12 protein-coding genes are annotated in these 18,749 nt (G+C 67.9%); all 12 read left to right on the forward strand.

The features are described 5' to 3' along the window. Positions 1-290 precede the first annotated feature (290 nt). Complete coding sequence (locus tag QRM89_RS03010) at positions 291-560, forward strand: flagellar biosynthetic protein FliQ (protein WP_011037081.1); 270 nt, start codon at positions 291-293, stop codon at positions 558-560. A 12-nt stretch (positions 561-572) separates the two neighbouring features. Then, on the forward strand, positions 573-1,364 hold the full coding sequence (fliR, locus tag QRM89_RS03015) for a flagellar biosynthetic protein FliR (RefSeq protein ID WP_011037080.1): 792 nt from the start codon (positions 573-575) through the stop codon (positions 1,362-1,364). Positions 1,365-1,468: 104 nt separating this feature from the next. After that, positions 1,469-4,459 carry a ligand-binding sensor domain-containing diguanylate cyclase gene (locus QRM89_RS03020; protein WP_285447257.1) on the forward strand — a complete coding sequence of 997 codons (2,991 nt, stop codon included), beginning with the start codon at positions 1,469-1,471 and terminating at the stop codon, positions 4,457-4,459. A 130-nt stretch (positions 4,460-4,589) separates the two neighbouring features. Next, on the forward strand, positions 4,590-7,517 hold the full coding sequence (locus tag QRM89_RS03025; protein WP_285447552.1) for a ligand-binding sensor domain-containing diguanylate cyclase: 2,928 nt from the start codon (positions 4,590-4,592) through the stop codon (positions 7,515-7,517). A gap of 87 nt (positions 7,518-7,604) precedes the next feature. Next, a complete protein-coding gene (locus QRM89_RS03030) occupies positions 7,605-9,701 on the forward strand; it encodes an EAL domain-containing protein (RefSeq protein ID WP_285447258.1) in 2,097 nt (698 codons plus the stop codon). Positions 9,702-10,158: 457 nt separating this feature from the next. Beyond that, a complete protein-coding gene (gene flhB, locus QRM89_RS03035; RefSeq protein ID WP_012438331.1) occupies positions 10,159-11,289 on the forward strand; it encodes a flagellar biosynthesis protein FlhB in 1,131 nt (376 codons plus the stop codon). A gap of 17 nt (positions 11,290-11,306) precedes the next feature. Beyond that, a complete protein-coding gene (flhA, locus tag QRM89_RS03040) occupies positions 11,307-13,379 on the forward strand; it encodes a flagellar biosynthesis protein FlhA (RefSeq protein ID WP_016945277.1) in 2,073 nt (690 codons plus the stop codon). 1,014 nt (positions 13,380-14,393) lie between these two features. After that, positions 14,394-16,061: a flagellar biosynthesis protein FlhF gene (gene flhF / locus QRM89_RS03045; protein WP_042599020.1), complete on the forward strand. Its 1,668-nt coding sequence runs from the start codon at positions 14,394-14,396 to the stop codon at positions 16,059-16,061. Then, entirely contained in the window at positions 16,048-16,932 is an 885-nt protein-coding gene (locus tag QRM89_RS03050) for a MinD/ParA family protein (protein ID WP_010374294.1), read from the forward strand. Before flhF ends, QRM89_RS03050 begins: the two co-directional genes overlap by 14 nt. Then, entirely contained in the window at positions 16,929-17,696 is a 768-nt protein-coding gene (locus tag QRM89_RS03055) for an RNA polymerase sigma factor FliA (protein ID WP_011037072.1), read from the forward strand. The genes QRM89_RS03050 and QRM89_RS03055 overlap by 4 nt, the downstream gene beginning before the upstream one ends. A 33-nt stretch (positions 17,697-17,729) precedes the next feature. Next, a complete protein-coding gene (gene cheY, locus QRM89_RS03060; RefSeq protein ID WP_014507662.1) occupies positions 17,730-18,122 on the forward strand; it encodes a chemotaxis response regulator CheY in 393 nt (130 codons plus the stop codon). Next, positions 18,122-18,748 carry a protein phosphatase CheZ gene (locus QRM89_RS03065; protein ID WP_042599019.1) on the forward strand — a complete coding sequence of 209 codons (627 nt, stop codon included), beginning with the start codon at positions 18,122-18,124 and terminating at the stop codon, positions 18,746-18,748. Before cheY ends, QRM89_RS03065 begins: the two co-directional genes overlap by 1 nt. Position 18,749 lies beyond the last annotated feature (1 nt).

Genomic DNA, 18,749 nt, shown 5'->3' on the forward strand with positions numbered 1-18,749 from the left:
ATGTCCCTTACAAAAACGTCGCGCATCCATGCGCGCCGCCCTGCGGGTTGTATCTACCTGGCTTGCCGCTGCGGTATGGGGGACCCCGAAGCAGAACAGCAAAAGCCAGGCAACAGCAAAGCTAAGCAACGGCCGAGCAACAGCGACGAGGTGAGGGGCACGGCCACCCCTTACCCAGTGCGCCACTGCAACCTGGCCCCGACCGAGCACTTCAGCCCCTGCTTCAAACGAATCCTCAATCCCACCTCCCCAATCCCCTCCTTTGGCACCGCACTTGCATCAGCACTCCCATGAGCCCTGAAATCGCCCTGACCGAATTGCGTGGTGGCCTGGTCACCGTCTTGTGGATTGCCGGACCGATGCTGCTGGCGGTGCTGGTCGTTGGTGTCGTGATTGGTGTGGTGCAGGCTGCCACCCAGTTGAACGAGCCCACCATCGGCTTTGTCGCCAAGGCGGTGGCCTTGACCGCAACCCTGTTTGCCACTGGCAGCATGCTGCTGGGACATCTGGTGGAGTTCACCATCGAGTTGTTCCACCGCATTCCGCATCTGATCGGGTAGCGGGACGCGCTGATGGATGCCGCCACCCAGATGGTGATCGATGGCCAGCGCGCGTTTGCGATGGTCGGGGCGATCATGTGGACGATGCTGCGCACCGGTGCGCTGCTGACTGCGATGCCGTTGATCGGGACGCGGGCGGTGCCGGGGCGGGTGCGGGTCATGCTGACCGGGACCCTGGCGATGGCGCTGGCGCCGATCCTGCCGCCGGTGCCGGAGTGGGACGGGTTCAATGCCACCGCGGTGCTGAGCATTGCGCGCGAGTTGGCCGTGGGGGCCAGCATGGGCTTCATGCTGCGGCTGATCTTCGAGGCCGGTGCGCTGGCCGGCGAGCTGGTGTCGCAGGCCACCGGTCTGTCGTTCGCGCAGATGTCCGACCCGCTGCGCGGGGTGACCTCCGGTGTGATCGCGCAGTGGTTCTACATCGGCTTCGGGCTGTTGTTCTTCGCGGCCAATGGGCACCTGGCGGTGATCGCGTTGCTGGTGGACAGCTACAAGGCCTTGCCGATCGGCACCGCGGTGCCGGATGCGGCCGCGTTTGCCGAAGTGGCCCCCACCTTGCTGCTGCAGGTGCTGCGCGGTGGGCTGACCCTGGCCTTGCCGATGATGGTGGCGATGCTGGCGGTGAACCTGGCCTTTGGTGCGCTCGCCAAGGCCGCGCCCGCGTTGAACCCGATGCAGCTGGGCTTGCCGCTGACGGTGTTGCTGGGGCTGTTCCTGCTGTCCAGTTTCGCCAGCGAATTCGCACCGCCAGTGCAACGGCTGTTCGACAGCGCGTTCGATGCGGCGCGCGCGCTGACAGGATAGCGTGACCGGCCTCAAGCTTTAGGTGCCATGGCCGACAATGCTGGTGGACGATTGATGGCGGCAATCGCCAGTGTTCACTGCCCTTCCTCCGTCGACGGGAACCGATGCCCACGCTGCCTGCCCTGCTCGCCCTGCTGCTCCCGTGCCGCGGTTCGCTGCAGGCTTGGCCGTGGCTGCGGGCGCTCTGCATGCTGGTGGTTGCCCTGCTGGGCACCGCAGGTGCGGCGCATGCGCAGACCTTCAGCTTTCGCGAATACGACCAGGCCGATGGCCTGCAGGGGATGTCGGTCAACGGCATCCTCGAAGACCGCAACGGCGCGGTCTGGGTGGCCACCGAAACCGCGCTGCACCGCTTCGAGCGCGATCGCTTTGTCACGGTCGGTGCCGAGCAAGGCCTCGATGCCCGCTACACCCGTGCACTGACCCTGGACCGCGCCGGGCGGCTGTGGGTGGCCACCGCCAACGGCGTGTTCGTCCGCATCGGCGAGCGCTTCGAGCAGGTGCAGTACAACGGCAAGCGGATCCGCGCCGACGCCGGCAACGTGATCGAGGCCTACCGCAACGGTGTGGCGGTGGTGAGCGACAACACACTGCTGGCGCTGACCCCTGCCGCAGTCACCGGCTGGCAGGTGCAGCCGCTGCCGCTGCGCGCCGCCGATGGCACGGTGCTGCCGCCGCGCCGCGCCTTGCTGGCCGATGACAATGATTTGTGGGTGGCCTGCGCGGCAACCGTGTGCCGGCTGGATGCGCACGGCACGCTGCTGGAGGTGCTCTCGGATGAGGAAGGCGTACCGGCCAAGCGCTGGCGGGTGATCTTTCGCGACCGTGCCGGCCGGCTGTGGTTGCGTGGCGGTGGCCTGATCATCTCGCGCGGGCCAGGCGAGGCGCGTTTCCGTTCGCATCCGTCCAGCGCGCACGCCACCTTCAACACGCTGTCAGGCGCCACCACCATGGTGGAAGACCCGCAAGGCCGGCTGCTGACGCGTGCCGACCATGGCCTGGTGCGTTGGCAGGACGGCCACTGGACGGCGATCGGTGCCGACCAGGGCCTGCACCTGGATGCGATGGTGGGCCCGCTGCTGCAGCAATCCACCGGCACCTTGTGGATTGGCACGCGCGGCATGGGAATCCAGCGCTGGCTCGGCTACGGCAGCATCGAACACCTGACCGAAGCACAGGGCATGGCCGCCGCGCCCACCTGGGCCATCCAGCGGCTACCCGACGGCACCCTGGCGGTGGGTGCGGACGGCGGCGGCAGCCTGCTGCCGGTACAGGCGCAGCGCGCGCAGCCCTGGCTGCAACACGACGGCCAGCCGTTGCCGCAGGCGCTGGCCATTGCGGTGGCGCCCGATGGCGCGGGCTGGGTGTCGTTCTTTTCCGGAGCCATTGCGCGCCGCGACCCAATCACCGGGCAGACGCGCCGGGTGATGGACCTGCCAAGCCCGGTCTACAAACTGGTCTTCGACCGCAGCGGCACGCTGTGGATGGCCACCCCGCGCGGCATCTACCACGGCAGCAGCCAGGCACCCTACCCGCTGGCACCCGATGTCGCGCTGGCCGGTACCTTTATCGGCGATCTCGATCTCGACGCGCAGGGCCGGCTGTGGGCGGCCACCGCCGATGGCCTGTATCGCCACGATGGCAACCGCTGGGTGCAGGTGCCGGTGCATGGCGATCTGCCCAGCCAGGACATGTTCCAGCTCGACTTCGCCGCCAATGGCGACCTCTGGGTGTCGCTGCGCGAGGTCGGCCTGTGGCACGGGCGTGTGCAACCCGACGGCAGCGTGGCGCTGCAGGCAGTGACCGACCCGCTGGTCTCAAAGGTGATGCCCTTCATCCTGCGTCACGACCGCAAGGGCCGGCTGTGGGTGGGCAGCAGCCAGGGGCTGGATCTGTATCAGCACGGCCACTGGTCGCGGATCACCCGCGCCGAGGGGCTGCTGTGGGACGACATGTCGGCCAATGCGTTTTTCGAAGACACCGACGGCAGCATCTGGATCGGCAGCAGCCGCGGCCTGAGCCATCTGCTCCAGCCCGACCGCCTGTTTGCGGCACCGCCATTGCGGGTGGAAATCGCCCAGGTGCAGCGCGGCGAGCGCAGCCTGCGCGCGGACACATCGGTGGGCTGGTCGGAGACGCCGCTGGAGATCGACCTGCGCACCCCCGGTGTGGAGGGCGGGCCGGAGCGCATCAGCTTCCGCTACCGGGTGGAAGGCCGCCAGGCACGCTGGACCACCACCTCGCTCAGCCACATTACCTACCCCTTGCTGCCACCGGGCAACTACACGCTGGAAGTGCAGGCGCTGGACGCCTACCAACGCAGCGCCAGCCCCATTGCACAGTTCGCCTTCGCACTGCGACCGCCGTGGTGGCGCAGCGCGCTGGCCATCGTGACGTACGTGCTCGCCGGCATCGGCGGCGTGGTGGCGCTGCTGCGTTGGCGCACGCGCAAGTTGCTGGCGCGCAAGCAGGAACTGGAACATCTCATCGCCGAACGCACCGCCGAGCTCGAGCAGGACAAGCGCGATCTGGAAGCCGCGCGCGCGGCATTGACGCACAAGGCCACGCATGACGAATTGACCGGCCTGCTCAACCGCGCCGGCATCCTGGAAGCGCTCCGCGGCATGCTCGACAGCGCGCCGCTGCGCGAGCAACCGCTGGCGGTGGTGCTGATCGACCTGGACTACTTCAAGCAGGTCAACGACCAGCACGGCCATCTGGCCGGCGATGCGGTGCTGGCGGGCGTCGGCAAGCGTTTGAATGCGCTGGTGCGTGGCAACGACCGGATCGGCCGCTATGGCGGCGAAGAATTGCTGGCGCTGCTGCCCGGCCTTGGTGCTGATGCAACCCATCGCCTGGACGCGTTGCACGCCGGCATCTGCGGCGATTACCCCACCGGCGAGGTCGTGCTGCCGATCACCTGTTCGATCGGCGTGGCCTGGCGGCACCCCGGCGACAGCGTCGAACAGTTGCTCGCACGCGCCGACGCAGCGCTGTATCTGGCCAAGCGCAACGGACGCAACCGCATCGCCTACGACGCTGCGCCGCAGCTGCATGCCAGTGACGCAGCACGCAACGCCGACAACACCGGTTAAAGAAAGCCGTCACTGCAGCCGTTAGCGTGGTAACGCGGCTTGCACGACCGGCCGTCCATGGCACCCGTGAGGTACGGCGCATGATGCACCGGCCTTGACGCCTGCCGCTGCGTGGGAGAGCGCAACGCCCGTGGGGTTCGAGAACCGCCAGTGCACTTCGCCAAGCCGGCGTCCGTCGAAAGGCGTGGCGCTGCTGTTGGTAATGCTGTGGCTGGCGTTTGCCGAACTGGCCGGTGCGCAGACCGCCACCATCCGTCGCTACGCACACGATCAAGGCCTGCTCGGGCTGGCTGGCACCTGCTTGCTGCAGACCCGCAACACACTGCTGTGGGCGTGCACAGAAACCGGGCTGTATCGCTTCAATGGCCGCAATTTTCAGCAGTCGCCACTGGATGGCCTGCGCAACGAACCCATTTCGTCGATGAGCGAAGCGCCCGACGGGCGCTTGTGGGTGGCCGGTTTCCAGAGCCTGTTCGTCGGCGACGAGCGCGGCTTTCGCAAGCTCGACACCACTGAAGTCAACCACCTGCAAGACGGCGTGCTGCTGGCCAGCCTGCCGTGGGGCACTGTGCTGGCCAATAACGGCACCCTGCTGCGGCTGTTGCCACGTGCGCGCGAACGCTGGCATAGCGAACCGCTGCTGGACACCGCCACCCGGGTGCGCGTGCCGGACCTGTCCAAGGTGCTGAGCCTGTCGGTGGATGGCGACACCTTGTGGGCCGGCTGCGGACGCCAGCTGTGTGCGATCGATGCGCAGCGCAAGGTGCAGGTCTACGGCCCGCAGCAAGGCGTGCCGGACGATCGCTGGTACAGCGTGTTGCGCGACCGCGCAGGTGGGCTGTGGGCCCGCGGCGTGGGCACGATCGTGTACCGCGCACCGGGCGCACACAACTTCACGGTTCGGCCACTGCCGGTGCTCGATGGCCGCGCCGTCGGCCAGCCAGCGCCACTGGTGCTGGACCGCAGCGGCCGCGTGCTGGTGCGCAGCCACGCCGGGCTGGTGCGCTGGGAGTCCGACCACTGGCGCAGTTTCGATGCCGGCAACGGGCTGCCGCAGGGCAGCAGCCACGCGGTGGTGGTCGACGGCGAAGGCGACGTGTGGATGAGCGTCGATGGCGAAGGCCTGGTGCGCTGGGCCGGCTACGAATGGATCGAAAACTGGGACGCCTCGCAGGGCATGCCACTGACACCCACCTGGGCGATCACCCGCGACGCGCACGGCGCATTGCTGGTCGGCAACGAACACGGCGTTGGCCGGCAGGCCGTGCCGCATGGCCGCTTTGCCCCGGCGCTGCCGGGTTCGGGCATCCAGGTGGTGAGCATGGTGCGCTCTGCCGACGGCAGTGTGTGGACCCTCAATTCCGCCGGCGCGGTGCGGCGCGACTGGCCGGATGGGCGCAGCGCCCAGGTCGGCAAGCTGCCGCGCACCGGGCGCCGCCTGCTGCTCGACCGCCAGGGGCGGCTCTGGGCGCTGAGCGTGGCCGGGCTGTTCGTCATCGACACGGCCTTGCAGGGCGGCCCCCTGCACCGGGTGGCCGACTTGCCGGCGATTGCCTATACCGATGTCCAGCAGAGCGGCGACGGCAGTGTGTGGGTGTCCAGCGCCAATGGCCTGTTCCGCCTGCAGGGAGCGCACTGGAGCAAGATTCCGATCCGCGTCAACGGCGCGCCGGGCGAGCCTTGGGTGAGCAAATTCCACGTCACCGACAGCGGCGAAGTCTGGCTGGCCTTCTATCGCCCCGGGGTGTGGCATGGCGTGTTGCAGCCCTCCGGGCTGGACCTGCAGGCGGTCAGCGACGAGGCCCTGGGCGAAGCGGGCGTGTACCTGCTGCGCGAGGACAGCGCCGGGCGGATCTGGGTCGGCCACGCCGGTGGCGTGGAGGTCTACGACGGCCAGCGCTGGTCGCATCTGTCGCAGTCGCAAGGCCTGCTCTGGGACGATGTCTCCGAAGCCGCGTTCCTGGAAGAGCCCGATGGCTCGGTGTGGATCGGCACCGCGCGTGGTGTCAGCCATGTGCGCACGCCGGCGCGGCTGTTCGACCAGCAGCAGCCCAGCGTGCGTATCGACAGCGTCACCCGTGGCGGTGTGCCGGTGCAGCGCGGCCAGCTGCTGGCCTGGAACGACAAGCCACTGCATCTGGCGTTGTCCAGCCTGCAGGTCTACGACGACCCCAGCCGTCTGAGCGTGCGTTATCGCCTGCTCGGCCTGCACGACGAATGGATCCAGACCAACGACCTGGCCATCGACCAGCCGCCGCTGCCTTCGGGCCATTTCCGCCTGCAGGTGCAGGTGCTCGACCGCTACCGGCGCACCGCCTCGCCCATCGTCGACTGGCCGTTTGCGGTGGCACCGCTGTGGTGGCGCAGCCCGCCGGCTATCGCGCTGTATGTGCTGATGGGCGCCGCCGTGCTGGCCGGCCTGTGGCGCTGGCGTCACCGCCATCTGGTGGCGCGCGAACGCATGCTGGCCGAGCTGGTGGCCGAACGGACCTACCAACTCGAGCGCGAGAAGCGCGAACTGGAAACCGCACGCGCCGCTCTGGCCTTGAAGGCCAGCCATGACGCGCTGACCGGGCTGCTCAACCGCTCCGGTGTGCTGGAGGCCATGGCCGAAGAACTGCAGCAGTGCGCCAGCGCCGGTCACCCGTTGGCGGTGGTGCTGATCGATCTGGACCACTTCAAGCTGGTCAACGACGAACACGGGCACTTGGTGGGCGACGCCGTGCTGGCGCAGGTCGGCGCGCGGCTCACCAACTGCCTGCGCGACTCCGACAAGGTGGGCCGCTATGGCGGCGAAGAACTGCTGCTGCTGCTGCCGGGCATGACCCAACAAAGCCAGCACCGCCTGCGCGCCATCCATGAGGCGATCGGCGCCACGCCGTACGAGGTCGGCATTGCGCGGCCGTTGCGGGTTACCTGCTCGGTCGGCGTGGCCTGGTTCCGCAGCGGCGACAGCACCCCGACCCTGCTGGCGCGTGCCGACGAGGCGCTGTATCGCGCCAAGGGCCAGGGGCGCAACCGGATCGAACCGGAAACCCCGGCCTGCTCGGTTGCATGAACCCCGCCGCCGCACCCACTCAAGAAGCGGCGCGGCGGGTCGTTAGCTCACAGGGCAAGCGCTTGTGTCGGCGCGGGATGTGGACGGGTGGTCGGTACTTACAATCTTTCGCTGGTGCTGCTGTCGCTGGCGGTGGCCGTGCTGGCCTCGTATACCGCGCTGCACTTGGCCGCGCGCATGACCGCCAGCCGTGGCGGCATTGCGGCCGCCTGGCTGGTAGGCGGCGCCATTGCGATGGGGTTCGGCATCTGGTCGATGCACTTCGTCGGCATGCTGGCATTCCAGCTGCCGATTCCGCTGGGCTACGACCTGGCATTGACCGCGTACTCGATGCTGGTGGCGATCCTGGCGTCGGCGTCGGCGTTGGCGCTGTGGCTGACCTCGCGCGCCGACCTGCCCTGGCGCCGCTTGAGCCTGGGCGCGCTGCTGATGGGCCTGGGCATCGCGCTGATGCACTACATGGGCATGGCGGCGATGCGCATGGATCCGGAGATCACCTATGACCCGCTGCTGTTCGCGGTCTCGGTGGCGATCGCCATCGGCGCCTCGGCTGCAGCGTTGTGGATCGCCTTCCAGCTGCGCCACGACGGCCGCCGCTACAGCCTGCGCGTGGTCGCCGCCATGATCATGGGCGTGGCCATCGTGGGCATGCACTACACCGGCATGGCTGCCGCGCAATTTGCGCCCGGCAGCATGTGCGGCGCGGCCGGGATCGGCGCGCAGCTGCCGCTGTCGTGGCTGGCCTCGGTGGTGGCGGCGGTCACCTTGGGCCTGCTGGGGCTGGCGCTGGTGATCTCGGTGCTGTCGCGCCGCTTCCAGCAACGCACCGACGTGCTGGCGCAATCGCTGGCACAGGCCAATGAAGAACTGGTGCTGGCCGCCCTGCACGACCCGCTGACGCGCCTGCCCAACCGCGTGCTGCTGCATGAGCACGTGCTGCAAAGCATCGAGCGCGGCCAGCGCGACGGGCAGCGCTTTGCGGTGATGCTGATCGACCTGGACGGCTTCAAGGCGGTCAACGACGGCTACGGGCATCAGCTCGGCGACCAGTTGCTGATCGCCGTGGCACAGCGGCTGGGCGCGCATCGGCGCGCGCATGGCAGCCTGGCACGGCTGGGCGCGGACGAATTCGTGCTGGTGGCCGACATCGCCGACCCGGAAGACGCAGCCGCCATCGCCGGGCACTTGGTGCAGGCGCTGGCGCTGCCGTTTTTGGTGGGCGACCACGAGCTGCGTCTCAGCAGCAGCGTGGGCATTGCGTTGTATCCGGAAGATGCCGGTAGCGAGCACCAGCTGATGACCCACGCCGACGCCGCCATGGGCCACGCCAAGCAGGCCGGCCGCAACCGCTACAGTTTCTTCGACCGTTCGATGACCGGCACCACCCGCGAGCGCCTGCAATTGCTGCAGGATCTGCCGCGCGCGCTGGAGCTGGGCCAGTTCGCCCTGCACTACCAGCCCAAGTACTGCGCCGAAGACGGCCGCCCCCTGGGTGCGGAGGCATTGATCCGCTGGCTGCATCCCGAACGCGGCATGGTGCCGCCGGACAGCTTCATCCCCTTGGCCGAGCGCAGCGGCATGATCGGCCCGCTCGGCAAATGGGTGCTGGAAGAAGCCTGCCGGCAGATGCGCGCCTGGCGCGATGCCGGGCACGGCGACTGGCGCGTGGCAGTGAACCTCTCCGCCACCCAGCTGGCCTCGCCCAGCCTGCCGGCGGAAGTGGCCGCCACCCTGGCCGCGCACGCCATCGCGCCCGGCCAGCTGACCCTGGAGATCACCGAAACCATGGCCATGCGCGATGCCGATGCCTGCTTGCGCACGCTGGGCCAGCTCACCGACCTGGGCGTGCGGATCGCCATCGACGACTTCGGTACCGGCTATTCCAACCTGCTCTACCTGCGCAAGCTGCCCGCCCACGAGCTCAAGATCGACCGCAGCTTCGTACAGGCCATGGACAGCGGCCCGGAAGACATCGCCATCGTCGCCGCGGTGGTCGCCCTGGCCCACACCATGCGCCTGCAGGTGGTGGCCGAAGGCGTAGAGACCGCCGCCCAGCGCAACACGCTAGAACGCCTGGGCTGCGACCAACTGCAGGGCTACCTGCTGGGCCGGCCGATGGAACCGGACCGCTTCATCGCCCTGGTCGTCGCCCAACGCGATGGCGAACGCCGCCGCGCCAGCTGAGCCCCAAGGCTGCAGATGAAAGTTCCGCAGGCGCAAGCCCGCACCTTGCGCGTACGCAGCCCAACGCCGGCAACCTGACGCCCTCCCTCCGTCAGCCCCATCAGCCCCATGCAGGCCAATCGATCCCGTGGCCCAGCCCAATCGTTCGCGCTCCCAGCAGCTGGCTGCCAACACACACCGAACCACCCAACAGCGCACCCACATGGTTGGCATCGCCAGGCGCCCCGATCTAGACCATGCACGCTCCCAGCCATACGGCGTAAAACGCACCACCGCCGCTTGCCCGGTCATCGCAACCTGCAGGGCATGTGCTACCTGGCTTTGCCTATTCCCGCGCCCCCGCAATCGCCCAGCGCGCAGCCCCCCGCCCTTGCGATTCCCGAATCCCGATTCCCCATTCCCGTTTTAAGGAACACCACTTGCATGACGCAAGGCCAATCCAGTCAACGGCCCCCCAATGTCCGAGTCCGAAGACGGCGGCGAACGCACCGAACTACCGACCGAAAAACGCCTGCGCGAAGCACGCGAGCAAGGCAACATCCCGCAATCGCGCGAGTTGTCCACTGCCGCGGTGTTCGGTACCGGCGTGTTCGCGCTGATGCTGATGGCGCGCGGCATCGGCGACGGCGCCAGTGTCTGGATGAAGACCGCGCTGAGCCCCGACCCGAAGATGCGCGAGAACCCGATGGCCTTGTTCGGCCACTTCGGCGACCTGCTGCTGCAACTGCTGTGGGTGATGGTGCCGCTGATCGGCATCTGCCTGGCGGCCGGGCTGGTCGGCCCGCTGCTGATGAGCGGCCTGCACTTTTCCGGCAAGGCGATCATGCCCGACCTCAACAAGCTCAATCCCATGAACGGGATCAAGCGCATGTGGGGCAGCAACAGCCTGGCCGAGCTGGTCAAGTCGATCCTGCGCCTGCTGTTCGTGGGCCTGGCGGCCAGCCTCTGTATCTCCAAGGGCCTGCACGGGCTGCGCTCGCTGGTGAACCAGCCGCTGGAACAGGCCGTGGGCAACGGGCTGGACTTCACCAAGAGCCTGCTGTTCTACACCGCAGGCGCCTTGGTGCTGCTGGCCGCCTTCGACGCGCCGTACCAGAAGTGGAACTGGCTGCGGAAGCTGAAGATGACGCGCGAGGAGATCAAGCGCGAGATGAAGGAAAGCGAAGGCAGCCCGGAAGTGAAGGGCCGCATCCGCCAGATGCAGATGCAGATGTCGCAGCGCCGGATGATGGAAGCGCTGCCCACCGCCGACGTGGTGCTGATGAATCCCACCCACTACGCGGTGGCGCTGAAGTACGAAGGCGGCAAGATGCGCGCCCCGGTCGTGGTGGCCAAGGGTGTGGACGAAATGGCCTTCCGCATCCGCGAAGCCTGCGAGCAGCACCGGGTGGCGATCGTCACCGCGCCGCCTTTGGCACGCGCCTTGTATAGGGAAGCCCAACTCGGCAAGGAAATTCCCGTGAGACTCTATTCGGTGGTGGCACAGGTGTTGTCCTACGTCTACCAGCTACGCGGCTGGAATGGCGGCCCGATGCCCGATCTGCCGCCGCTCGAGGTGGATGAGTTCGGCAAGGGGGCCAGTGCATGAGCGCCCAACCCGCCCCGATGAACGCCCGCCGCGTGATGGAGCTGCTGCGCAACGGCCTGGGCGCCCCGCTCGCGCTGATGGCCATGCTGGCCATGCTGATGGTGCCGCTGGCCGCGCCGGTGCTGGATGCGCTGTTCACCTTCAACATTGCCATCTCGCTGATGGTGCTGCTGGCGGTGGTCTACGTGCAGCGCCCGCTGGAATTCACCATTTTCCCAATCGTGCTGCTGATGACCACGATGCTGCGGCTGGCGCTGAACGTCGCCTCCAGCCGCGTGATCCTGATCAACGGCCAGGACGGCCACGCTGCGGCCGGCAAGGTGATCGAGGCCTTCGGCCAGTTCGTGATCGGCGGCAACTACGCCGTGGGCATCGTGGTGTTCGCGATCCTGACCATCATCAACTTCGTGGTCATCACCAAGGGTGCCGGGCGCGTGTCGGAAGTGACCGCCCGCTTCATCCTGGACGCCATGCCCGGCAAGCAGATGGCCATCGACGCCGACCTCAACGCCGGTTTGCTGACGCGTGAGGAAGCCAAGGCCCGCCGCGAAGAGGTCCGCGAGGAAGCCGACTTCTACGGCGCAATGGACGGTGCCAACAAGTTCATCCGCGGCGACGCCATCGCCGCCATCCTGATCCTGTTCATCAACCTCATCGGCGGCATGGCGGTGGGCATGCTCCAGCACAACATGTCCTTCATCGATGCGGCGTCCACCTACACACTGCTGTCCATCGGTGACGGTCTGGTGGCGCAGCTGCCGGCCTTGCTGGTCTCGTCCTCGGTCGCCCTGCTGGTGACCCGCGCCTCGCGGGCGCAGGACATGCGCGGCGCCATGATCAGCCAGGTCTTCGGCCAGCACCGCGCATTGGCGGTGGCCGCGGCCATCCTGGGCCTGGTCGGCCTGGTGCCCGGCATGCCGAACGTCGCGTTTTTGACGCTCGGCCTGATCCTGGGCGTGATCGCCTGGAAAATGTACAAGCGCAGCCTGGTGGTGGCCCCCACCGGCGAAGCCGCGACCGACCCGAAGGCCGCCGCTGCCGCAACGGCCGCCGCCGCCAGCGCCGAGCTGAGCTGGGACGAATTGCGCCCGATCGACCCGCTGGGCCTGGAAGTGGGCTACCGCCTGATTCCGCTGGTGGACAAGAACCAGGGCGGCGAATTGATGGCGCGCATCAAGGGCGTGCGCCGCAAGCTCACCCAGGACATCGGCTTCCTGGTGCCGCCGGTGCACATCCGCGACAACCTGGAGCTCTCAGCCAACGCCTACCGGCTGCTGGTGCACGGCGTGCCGGTGGCCACCGCCGAGATCTACCCCGACCGCGAACTGGCCCTGGACCCGGGTGGTGCGCTCGGCCAGCTGGACGGCATTCCCGGCAAGGACCCGGCGTTCGGCCTGGATGCCACCTGGATCCAGCCGCATCAGCGCGCCTATGCCGAATCGATGGGCTACACCGTGGTCGACCCGGCCACCGTGGTGGCCACCCACCTGTCGCACCTGATCCGCGAACACGCCCCGGAGCTGCTCGGCCACGAAGAAGTGCAGCAGTTGCTGGCCACCCTGGGCAAGACCGCGCCGAAGATGGTCGAAGACCTCACTCCAAAGGCGCTGCCGCTGTCGGTGGTGGTGCGCGTGCTGCAAAACCTGCTGATCGAACGCATCCCGGTACGCCAGCTGCGCAAGATCGTCGAAGCCCTGGTCGAGCACGCCCCGCACAGCCAGGACCCGGCCGCCCTCACCGCCGCGGTGCGCACCTCGCTGGGCCGGTTCATCGTGCAGGAAATCGCCGGCATGTCGGCCGAGCTGCCGGTGTTCACCCTGGCCCCGCAGTTGGAGCGCGTGCTGCAGGAATCCACCCATGGCAACGGCGTGGCGCTGGAACCGGGCCTGGCCGAACGCCTGCACCAGAGCCTGGCCGAGTGCGTCGGCAAGCAGGAAGCCCGCAACGAACCGGCGGTGGTGCTGGTGCCCGGCCAGGTGCGCGCCGCCCTGGCCCGCCTGGTTCGCCACAGCGTGCCGAGCCTGTCGGTGCTGGCGTATAGCGAAGTGCCGGAAGACAAGCGTTTGAAGCTGGTCGGCACGATTAGCTGAGCCGGGCGCTTCGAATCACGCGGCTGAAGCTGGCGGGCACCATTAGCTGACCCAGGCCCGTCGATTGATAAGACGGGTTTGTGGTCAGACGGCCTTCGCCGTGGTGACTGATGAGGCGGGTTCGTCGATTGGCCACCGCGTAGGAGCGCACCCGGGCGCGACGGGCGTTATCGGGAATGCCCTCGCGCACAAGTGCGCTCCTACGGAATACCGGCGACCCGACCACGTGCGATCGGCCAACAATCTCGCTGACACCGCTTGTGTAGGAGCGACCTCGGTCGCGAGGGCTTTACCGAGAACGCACATAGGGCTTCACCGGGAACGCCCATCGCGCCCAAGGGCGCTCCTACGGAATACCGGCGACCCGACCACGCGCGATCGGCCAACAATCTCGCTGACACCGCTTGTGTAGGAGCGACCTCGGTCGCGAGGGCTTTACCGGGAACGCCCATAGGGCTTCATCGGGAACGCCCATCGCGCACAAGTGCGCTCCTACGCATTGACCGGCGCCCCGCGCCTCGGCGTCGGCACTGCCTGCCGACCGGCGAGCGAATGCTGAAGCCCGGTAATCGACTGCCAAAACCCGGCGTCGGAAACCCGCCACCGCTCCGAACCTCCAATCGATTGCAGGGCGCTGGCCGTTTCCAGGCGCTCCAATCGATCCACGTTCGTCACCCAGCCCACCAGCGGCTCTGCCCGCAAGGCGTCGCCACCGCATCGCCGCCCCGAAAAAACGTCAATCAATCCAACGACTTGACCACTTCCGCCCAGGCCAAACACCCAACCCCGCCCCGTCCCAATCCCATAAACCCACGCGCCGAAACCCCGGCGCCGCGTTTTGGCACACCGCATGCATTAGCTCTGGCGAGACCGCAGACAGCCACACCGCTGCGGGGCGGGACGCAGCACTTGGACGAACGAACGGGACAGGCACCTCATGACGCTGGCAACACACCCACATTTCACCCGCACCCGTACGGCGTCCGTCGGGTCCTGTTCCTGGAGGCACTTCGCATGAAGATCAAACGCTTTGTTGCCCCGGACATGCGCACCGCATTCCGCATGGTGCGCGAAGAGCACGGCCCGGACGCGGTGATCCTGTCCAACCGCCGCACCGCCGAAGGCGTCGAGATCGTCGCCGCCAGCAACTACGACGAAGAACTGGTGCAGCGCGCCCTGGAAACCGCCCGCTCCGACGTGCCGGCCGCCGCTGCGGCGCCGGCTCCGGTCCAGCAGGCGCCGGCCATCCAGCCTGCTCCTGTGCACGTGCCGCGTCGCGACACCGCCGAAGCCGGCATGACCCAGCGCCAGCGCGTGGCCAGTGCCGCCGAAGAAATGATCGCCGCCATGGCCCTGCGCCAGCCGGTCAGCGTGCCGCGCCCCGCCCCGGCGGCTGCACCGGTCCGCGCTGCGGCGCCGATGCCGGTTGCCGTGCAGAGCGCACCGGCTGCCGCCATGCGCCAGCAGCCCGAGCACGCCCTGTCGGAACTGCCCGAGCAGCTGTTCGCCGAATTCCTGACCACCCCGCCGGTGCCGCGTGCACCGCTGCAGGCCCCGGTCGTCGCCACCGCGCCGGTCCCGGCGATGCCGGCCGCTGTTGCCTCACCGGTCGCGATCGCACACCACCACGATGACGAACTGGCCGACGACGGCTTCGACCTGGACGACGCGCTGCCGCAGATCCTGCCGCCGGCCGCGCTGCCGCCGCTGGTCGTCGCCCCGGTGGCGCCGGTCGCCCTGGCCGCCGTGCAGGCCGCCGCCCCGGCGCCGCAGAACGACGAAGAACTCAAGCAGCTGCGCGGCGAGCTGGCGCTGATGCGCCAGATGATCGAGCGCGAAATGAACCGCCTCACCGACGAACGCCTGCGCGGCTCGCCGGTGCGTGCCCAGGCGCTGGAGCTGATGGACGACTACGGCTTCGACGCCGGCCTGATCCGCGATGTCGCCCTGCAGATCCCGGCCGACACCGAATTGCACCGCGGCCGTGGGCTGATGCTGGGCCTGCTGTCCAAGCGCCTGCCGGTGGCCCCGGTCGACCCGCTGGAACTGGGCGGCGTCATCGCCCTGGTCGGCCCGACCGGCGCCGGCAAGACCACCACCATCGCCAAGCTTGCCCAGCGCTTCGCCGCCCAGCACGCCCCGCGCGACGTGGCCCTGGTCACCACCGACACCCAGCGTGTCGGCGGCCGCGAACAGCTGCACAGCTACGGCCGCCAGCTCGGCATCGCCGTGCACGAGGCCGACAGCGCCGAAAGCCTGCTGGAGCTGCTCGAGCGCCTGCGCGACTACAAGCTGGTGTTGATCGACACCGCCGGCATGGGCCAGCGCGACCGCGCCCTGGCCGCCCAGCTCAACTGGCTGCGCGCCGCCCGCCAGGTCACTTCGCTGCTGGTGCTGCCCGCCAACGCCCATTTTTCCGACCTCGACGAGGTCGTGCGCCGCTTCGCCCATGCCAAGCCCCAGGGCGTGGTGCTGACCAAACTCGACGAGACCGGGCGCTTCGGCAGCGCCCTGTCGGTGGTCGTCGATCACCAGATGCCGATCACCTGGGTCACCGACGGACAACGCGTCCCCGATGACCTGCACCGTGCCAATGCCGCCAGTCTCGTTCTTCGCCTTGAAGATTTGCGGCGCGCTGCCGATAAGCCCTGTACTCCGGAGCACAACCATGCAGTCGCGTGAATACGCAAAGCTGACCAACGCCTTCCCCCTGTCGGCGACCCGTCCCGAGCCTTTGGGCCCGGTGCGCACCATTGCCGTGACCGGTGGCAAGGGTGGCGTGGGTAAAACCAACATCTCCGCCAACCTGGCGGTGGCCCTGGCCGACATGGGCAAGCGCACCCTGCTGCTCGACGCCGACCTGGGCCTGGCCAATCTGGACGTGGTGCTGGGCCTGTCGCCCAAGTACACCCTGGCCGACCTGATCGCCGGCCGCTGCACGCTGGACGAAGTGATCATCGAAGGCCCCGGCGGCGTGCTCGTGGTGCCGGCCGCCTCCGGTCGCCGCCACATGGCCGAACTGGCCCCGGCCCAGCACATCGGCCTGGTCAACGTGTTCTCCGAACTGGAGCGCGACCTGGACGTGATGGTCATCGATACCGCCGCCGGCATCACCGACAGCGTGCTGACCTTCTGCCAGGCCGCCCAGGACACCGTGGTGGTGGTCTGCGACGAACCGGCCTCGATCACCGACGCCTACGCGCTGATCAAGGTGCTCTCGCGCGAACGCGGCGTGGACCGCCTGCAGATCATCGCCAACATGGTGCGCGACCCCAACGAAGGCCGCCTGCTGTACGACAAGCTCTCGCGGGTGTGCGAAAAGTTCCTCGGCGATGTCTCGCTGAACTACCTCGGCCACGTGCCGCAGGACGATTGGCTGCGCCTGTCGGTGCAGCGCCAGCAACCGGTCATCAAGGCCTACCCGGCCAGTCCCTCGGCACAGGCCATTGCCGAAATCGCACGCCGTACCTCGCGCTGGCAGGCCCCCACCGTGCCGCGCGGCAACGTCGAGTTCTTCGTCGAACGCATCATCCAACGGGGAGTGGCCGCATGAGTACCGCCACCGCAACGACCGCCACGGCCCAGTACCGTGCGGTGCAACGCAATAACGCCAACGATGTGGTCACCCAGCACGCCGACCTGGTGCGCCGGATCGCCCACCATCTGGCCGCGCGCCTGCCGGCGAGCGTGGAAGTGGACGATTTGATCCAGGCCGGCATGATCGGCCTGATCGAAGCCTCGCGCAGCTACGACTCCGACCAGGGCGCCTCGTTCGAAACCTATGCCTCGATCCGTATCCGCGGCTCGATGATCGACGAGATTCGCCGTGGCGACTGGGTGCCGCGCTCGGTGCATCGCCGGGCCCGCGACGCCGCCGCCGCCGTGCGCAAGATCGAACAGAACACCGGCCGCGCCGCCGCCGCCACCGAAGTGGCCGCCGCGATGGAGATGCCGCTGCCCGACTACCTGCGCCTGATGGAAGACGCCGCACGCGGCCAGGTGCTGAGCCTGGAATCGCGCATCGAAGATCACGGCGAACTGGACACCACCGCCAAGGGTGGCCCCAATCCGCAGCAGATGATGGAGCGCGGCGAGTTTGGTCGCGAGCTGGGCAAGGCGATTGGCCAGTTGCCCGAGCGCGAGCAGCTGGTGCTGTCGCTGTACTACGAACAGGAATTGAACCTGAAGGAAATCGGCGCCGTGCTCGGTGTCAGCGAGTCGCGCGTCTGCCAGATCCATGGCCAAGCCGTGGTGCGTCTGCGCGGCCGCCTCAAAGTCTTCGAACTGGCCGATGCCGGTGTCGAAATTGACGACTAATTTTTCGCGTATTTTTCGTGTTAGGAGCTTGATGTGAATAAGAACATGCGGATCCTGATCGTGGACGACTTCTCGACGATGCGCCGTATCGTCAAGAATCTGTTGGCGGATCTCGGCTTCACCAATACCGCAGAGGCCGAAGACGGCAACAGCGCACTGGCTGCGTTGCGCGCGGGCCCGTTCGATTTCGTGGTCACCGACTGGAACATGCCCGGCATGACCGGCATCGACCTGCTGCGCAACATCCGCGCCGACGCCAAGCTCAAGCACCTGCCGGTGATGATGGTGACCGCCGAGGCCAAGCGCGAACAGATCATCGAAGCCGCCCAGTGCGGCGTGAACGGCTACATCATCAAGCCGTTTACCGCCCAGACCTTGGAAGAAAAGCTGGGCAAGGTGTTCGAACGTCTGGCGGCGACCGCCTGATGAACGCCACCGTGGACACCAATGCCGAACGCGCCGCGCTGATCGACCGCCTGCAGGGCGCGCTCGATGCGTTGGAAAGCGGTGACGAAGCCGCCTGGAAGCGCGAGGTCGACCACCTCGCCGCCTTGCGCACCCGTCCGATGATGCAGGGCCTGAGCCGGCTTGCACGCGAACTGGGCCAGGCCCTGGGCGAACTGCCCACCCTGCCCGAAGAAGCCGGCGAGCTCGACGACGCCTGCTCGCGGTTGGACCACGTGGTGGAAATGACCGAAAAGGCCAGCCATCGCACGCTGGATCTGGTCGAAGAATGCCGTTTGCTGGCAAACCAGCTGCGCGATGGTGGTCTTAACGAGGACCAGGGCGCGCTGATGGACAAGATGCGCCACAACCTGACCGAGCTGTCGCTGGCGCAGAGCTACCAGGACCTGAGCGGCCAGATCATCCGGCGCGTGGCCGGCATCGTGCGGCGCGTGCATGAAGGCTTTGGTGCCCTCGGCCTGCCGCCGAAAAGCACCGAGCCGAAAAAAGACGACGGCGGTCTTGCCGGTCCTGCAGTCAAGGGCCTGGACCGTCACGCGGTGTCGCAAGACGACGCCGACGACCTGCTGTCCGGATTGGGGTTGTAAC

Origin of the sequence: Xanthomonas sp. LMC-A-07, assembly GCF_030208825.1 — a bacterium.
Classification (GTDB): Bacteria; Pseudomonadota; Gammaproteobacteria; order Xanthomonadales; family Xanthomonadaceae; genus Xanthomonas; species Xanthomonas campestris.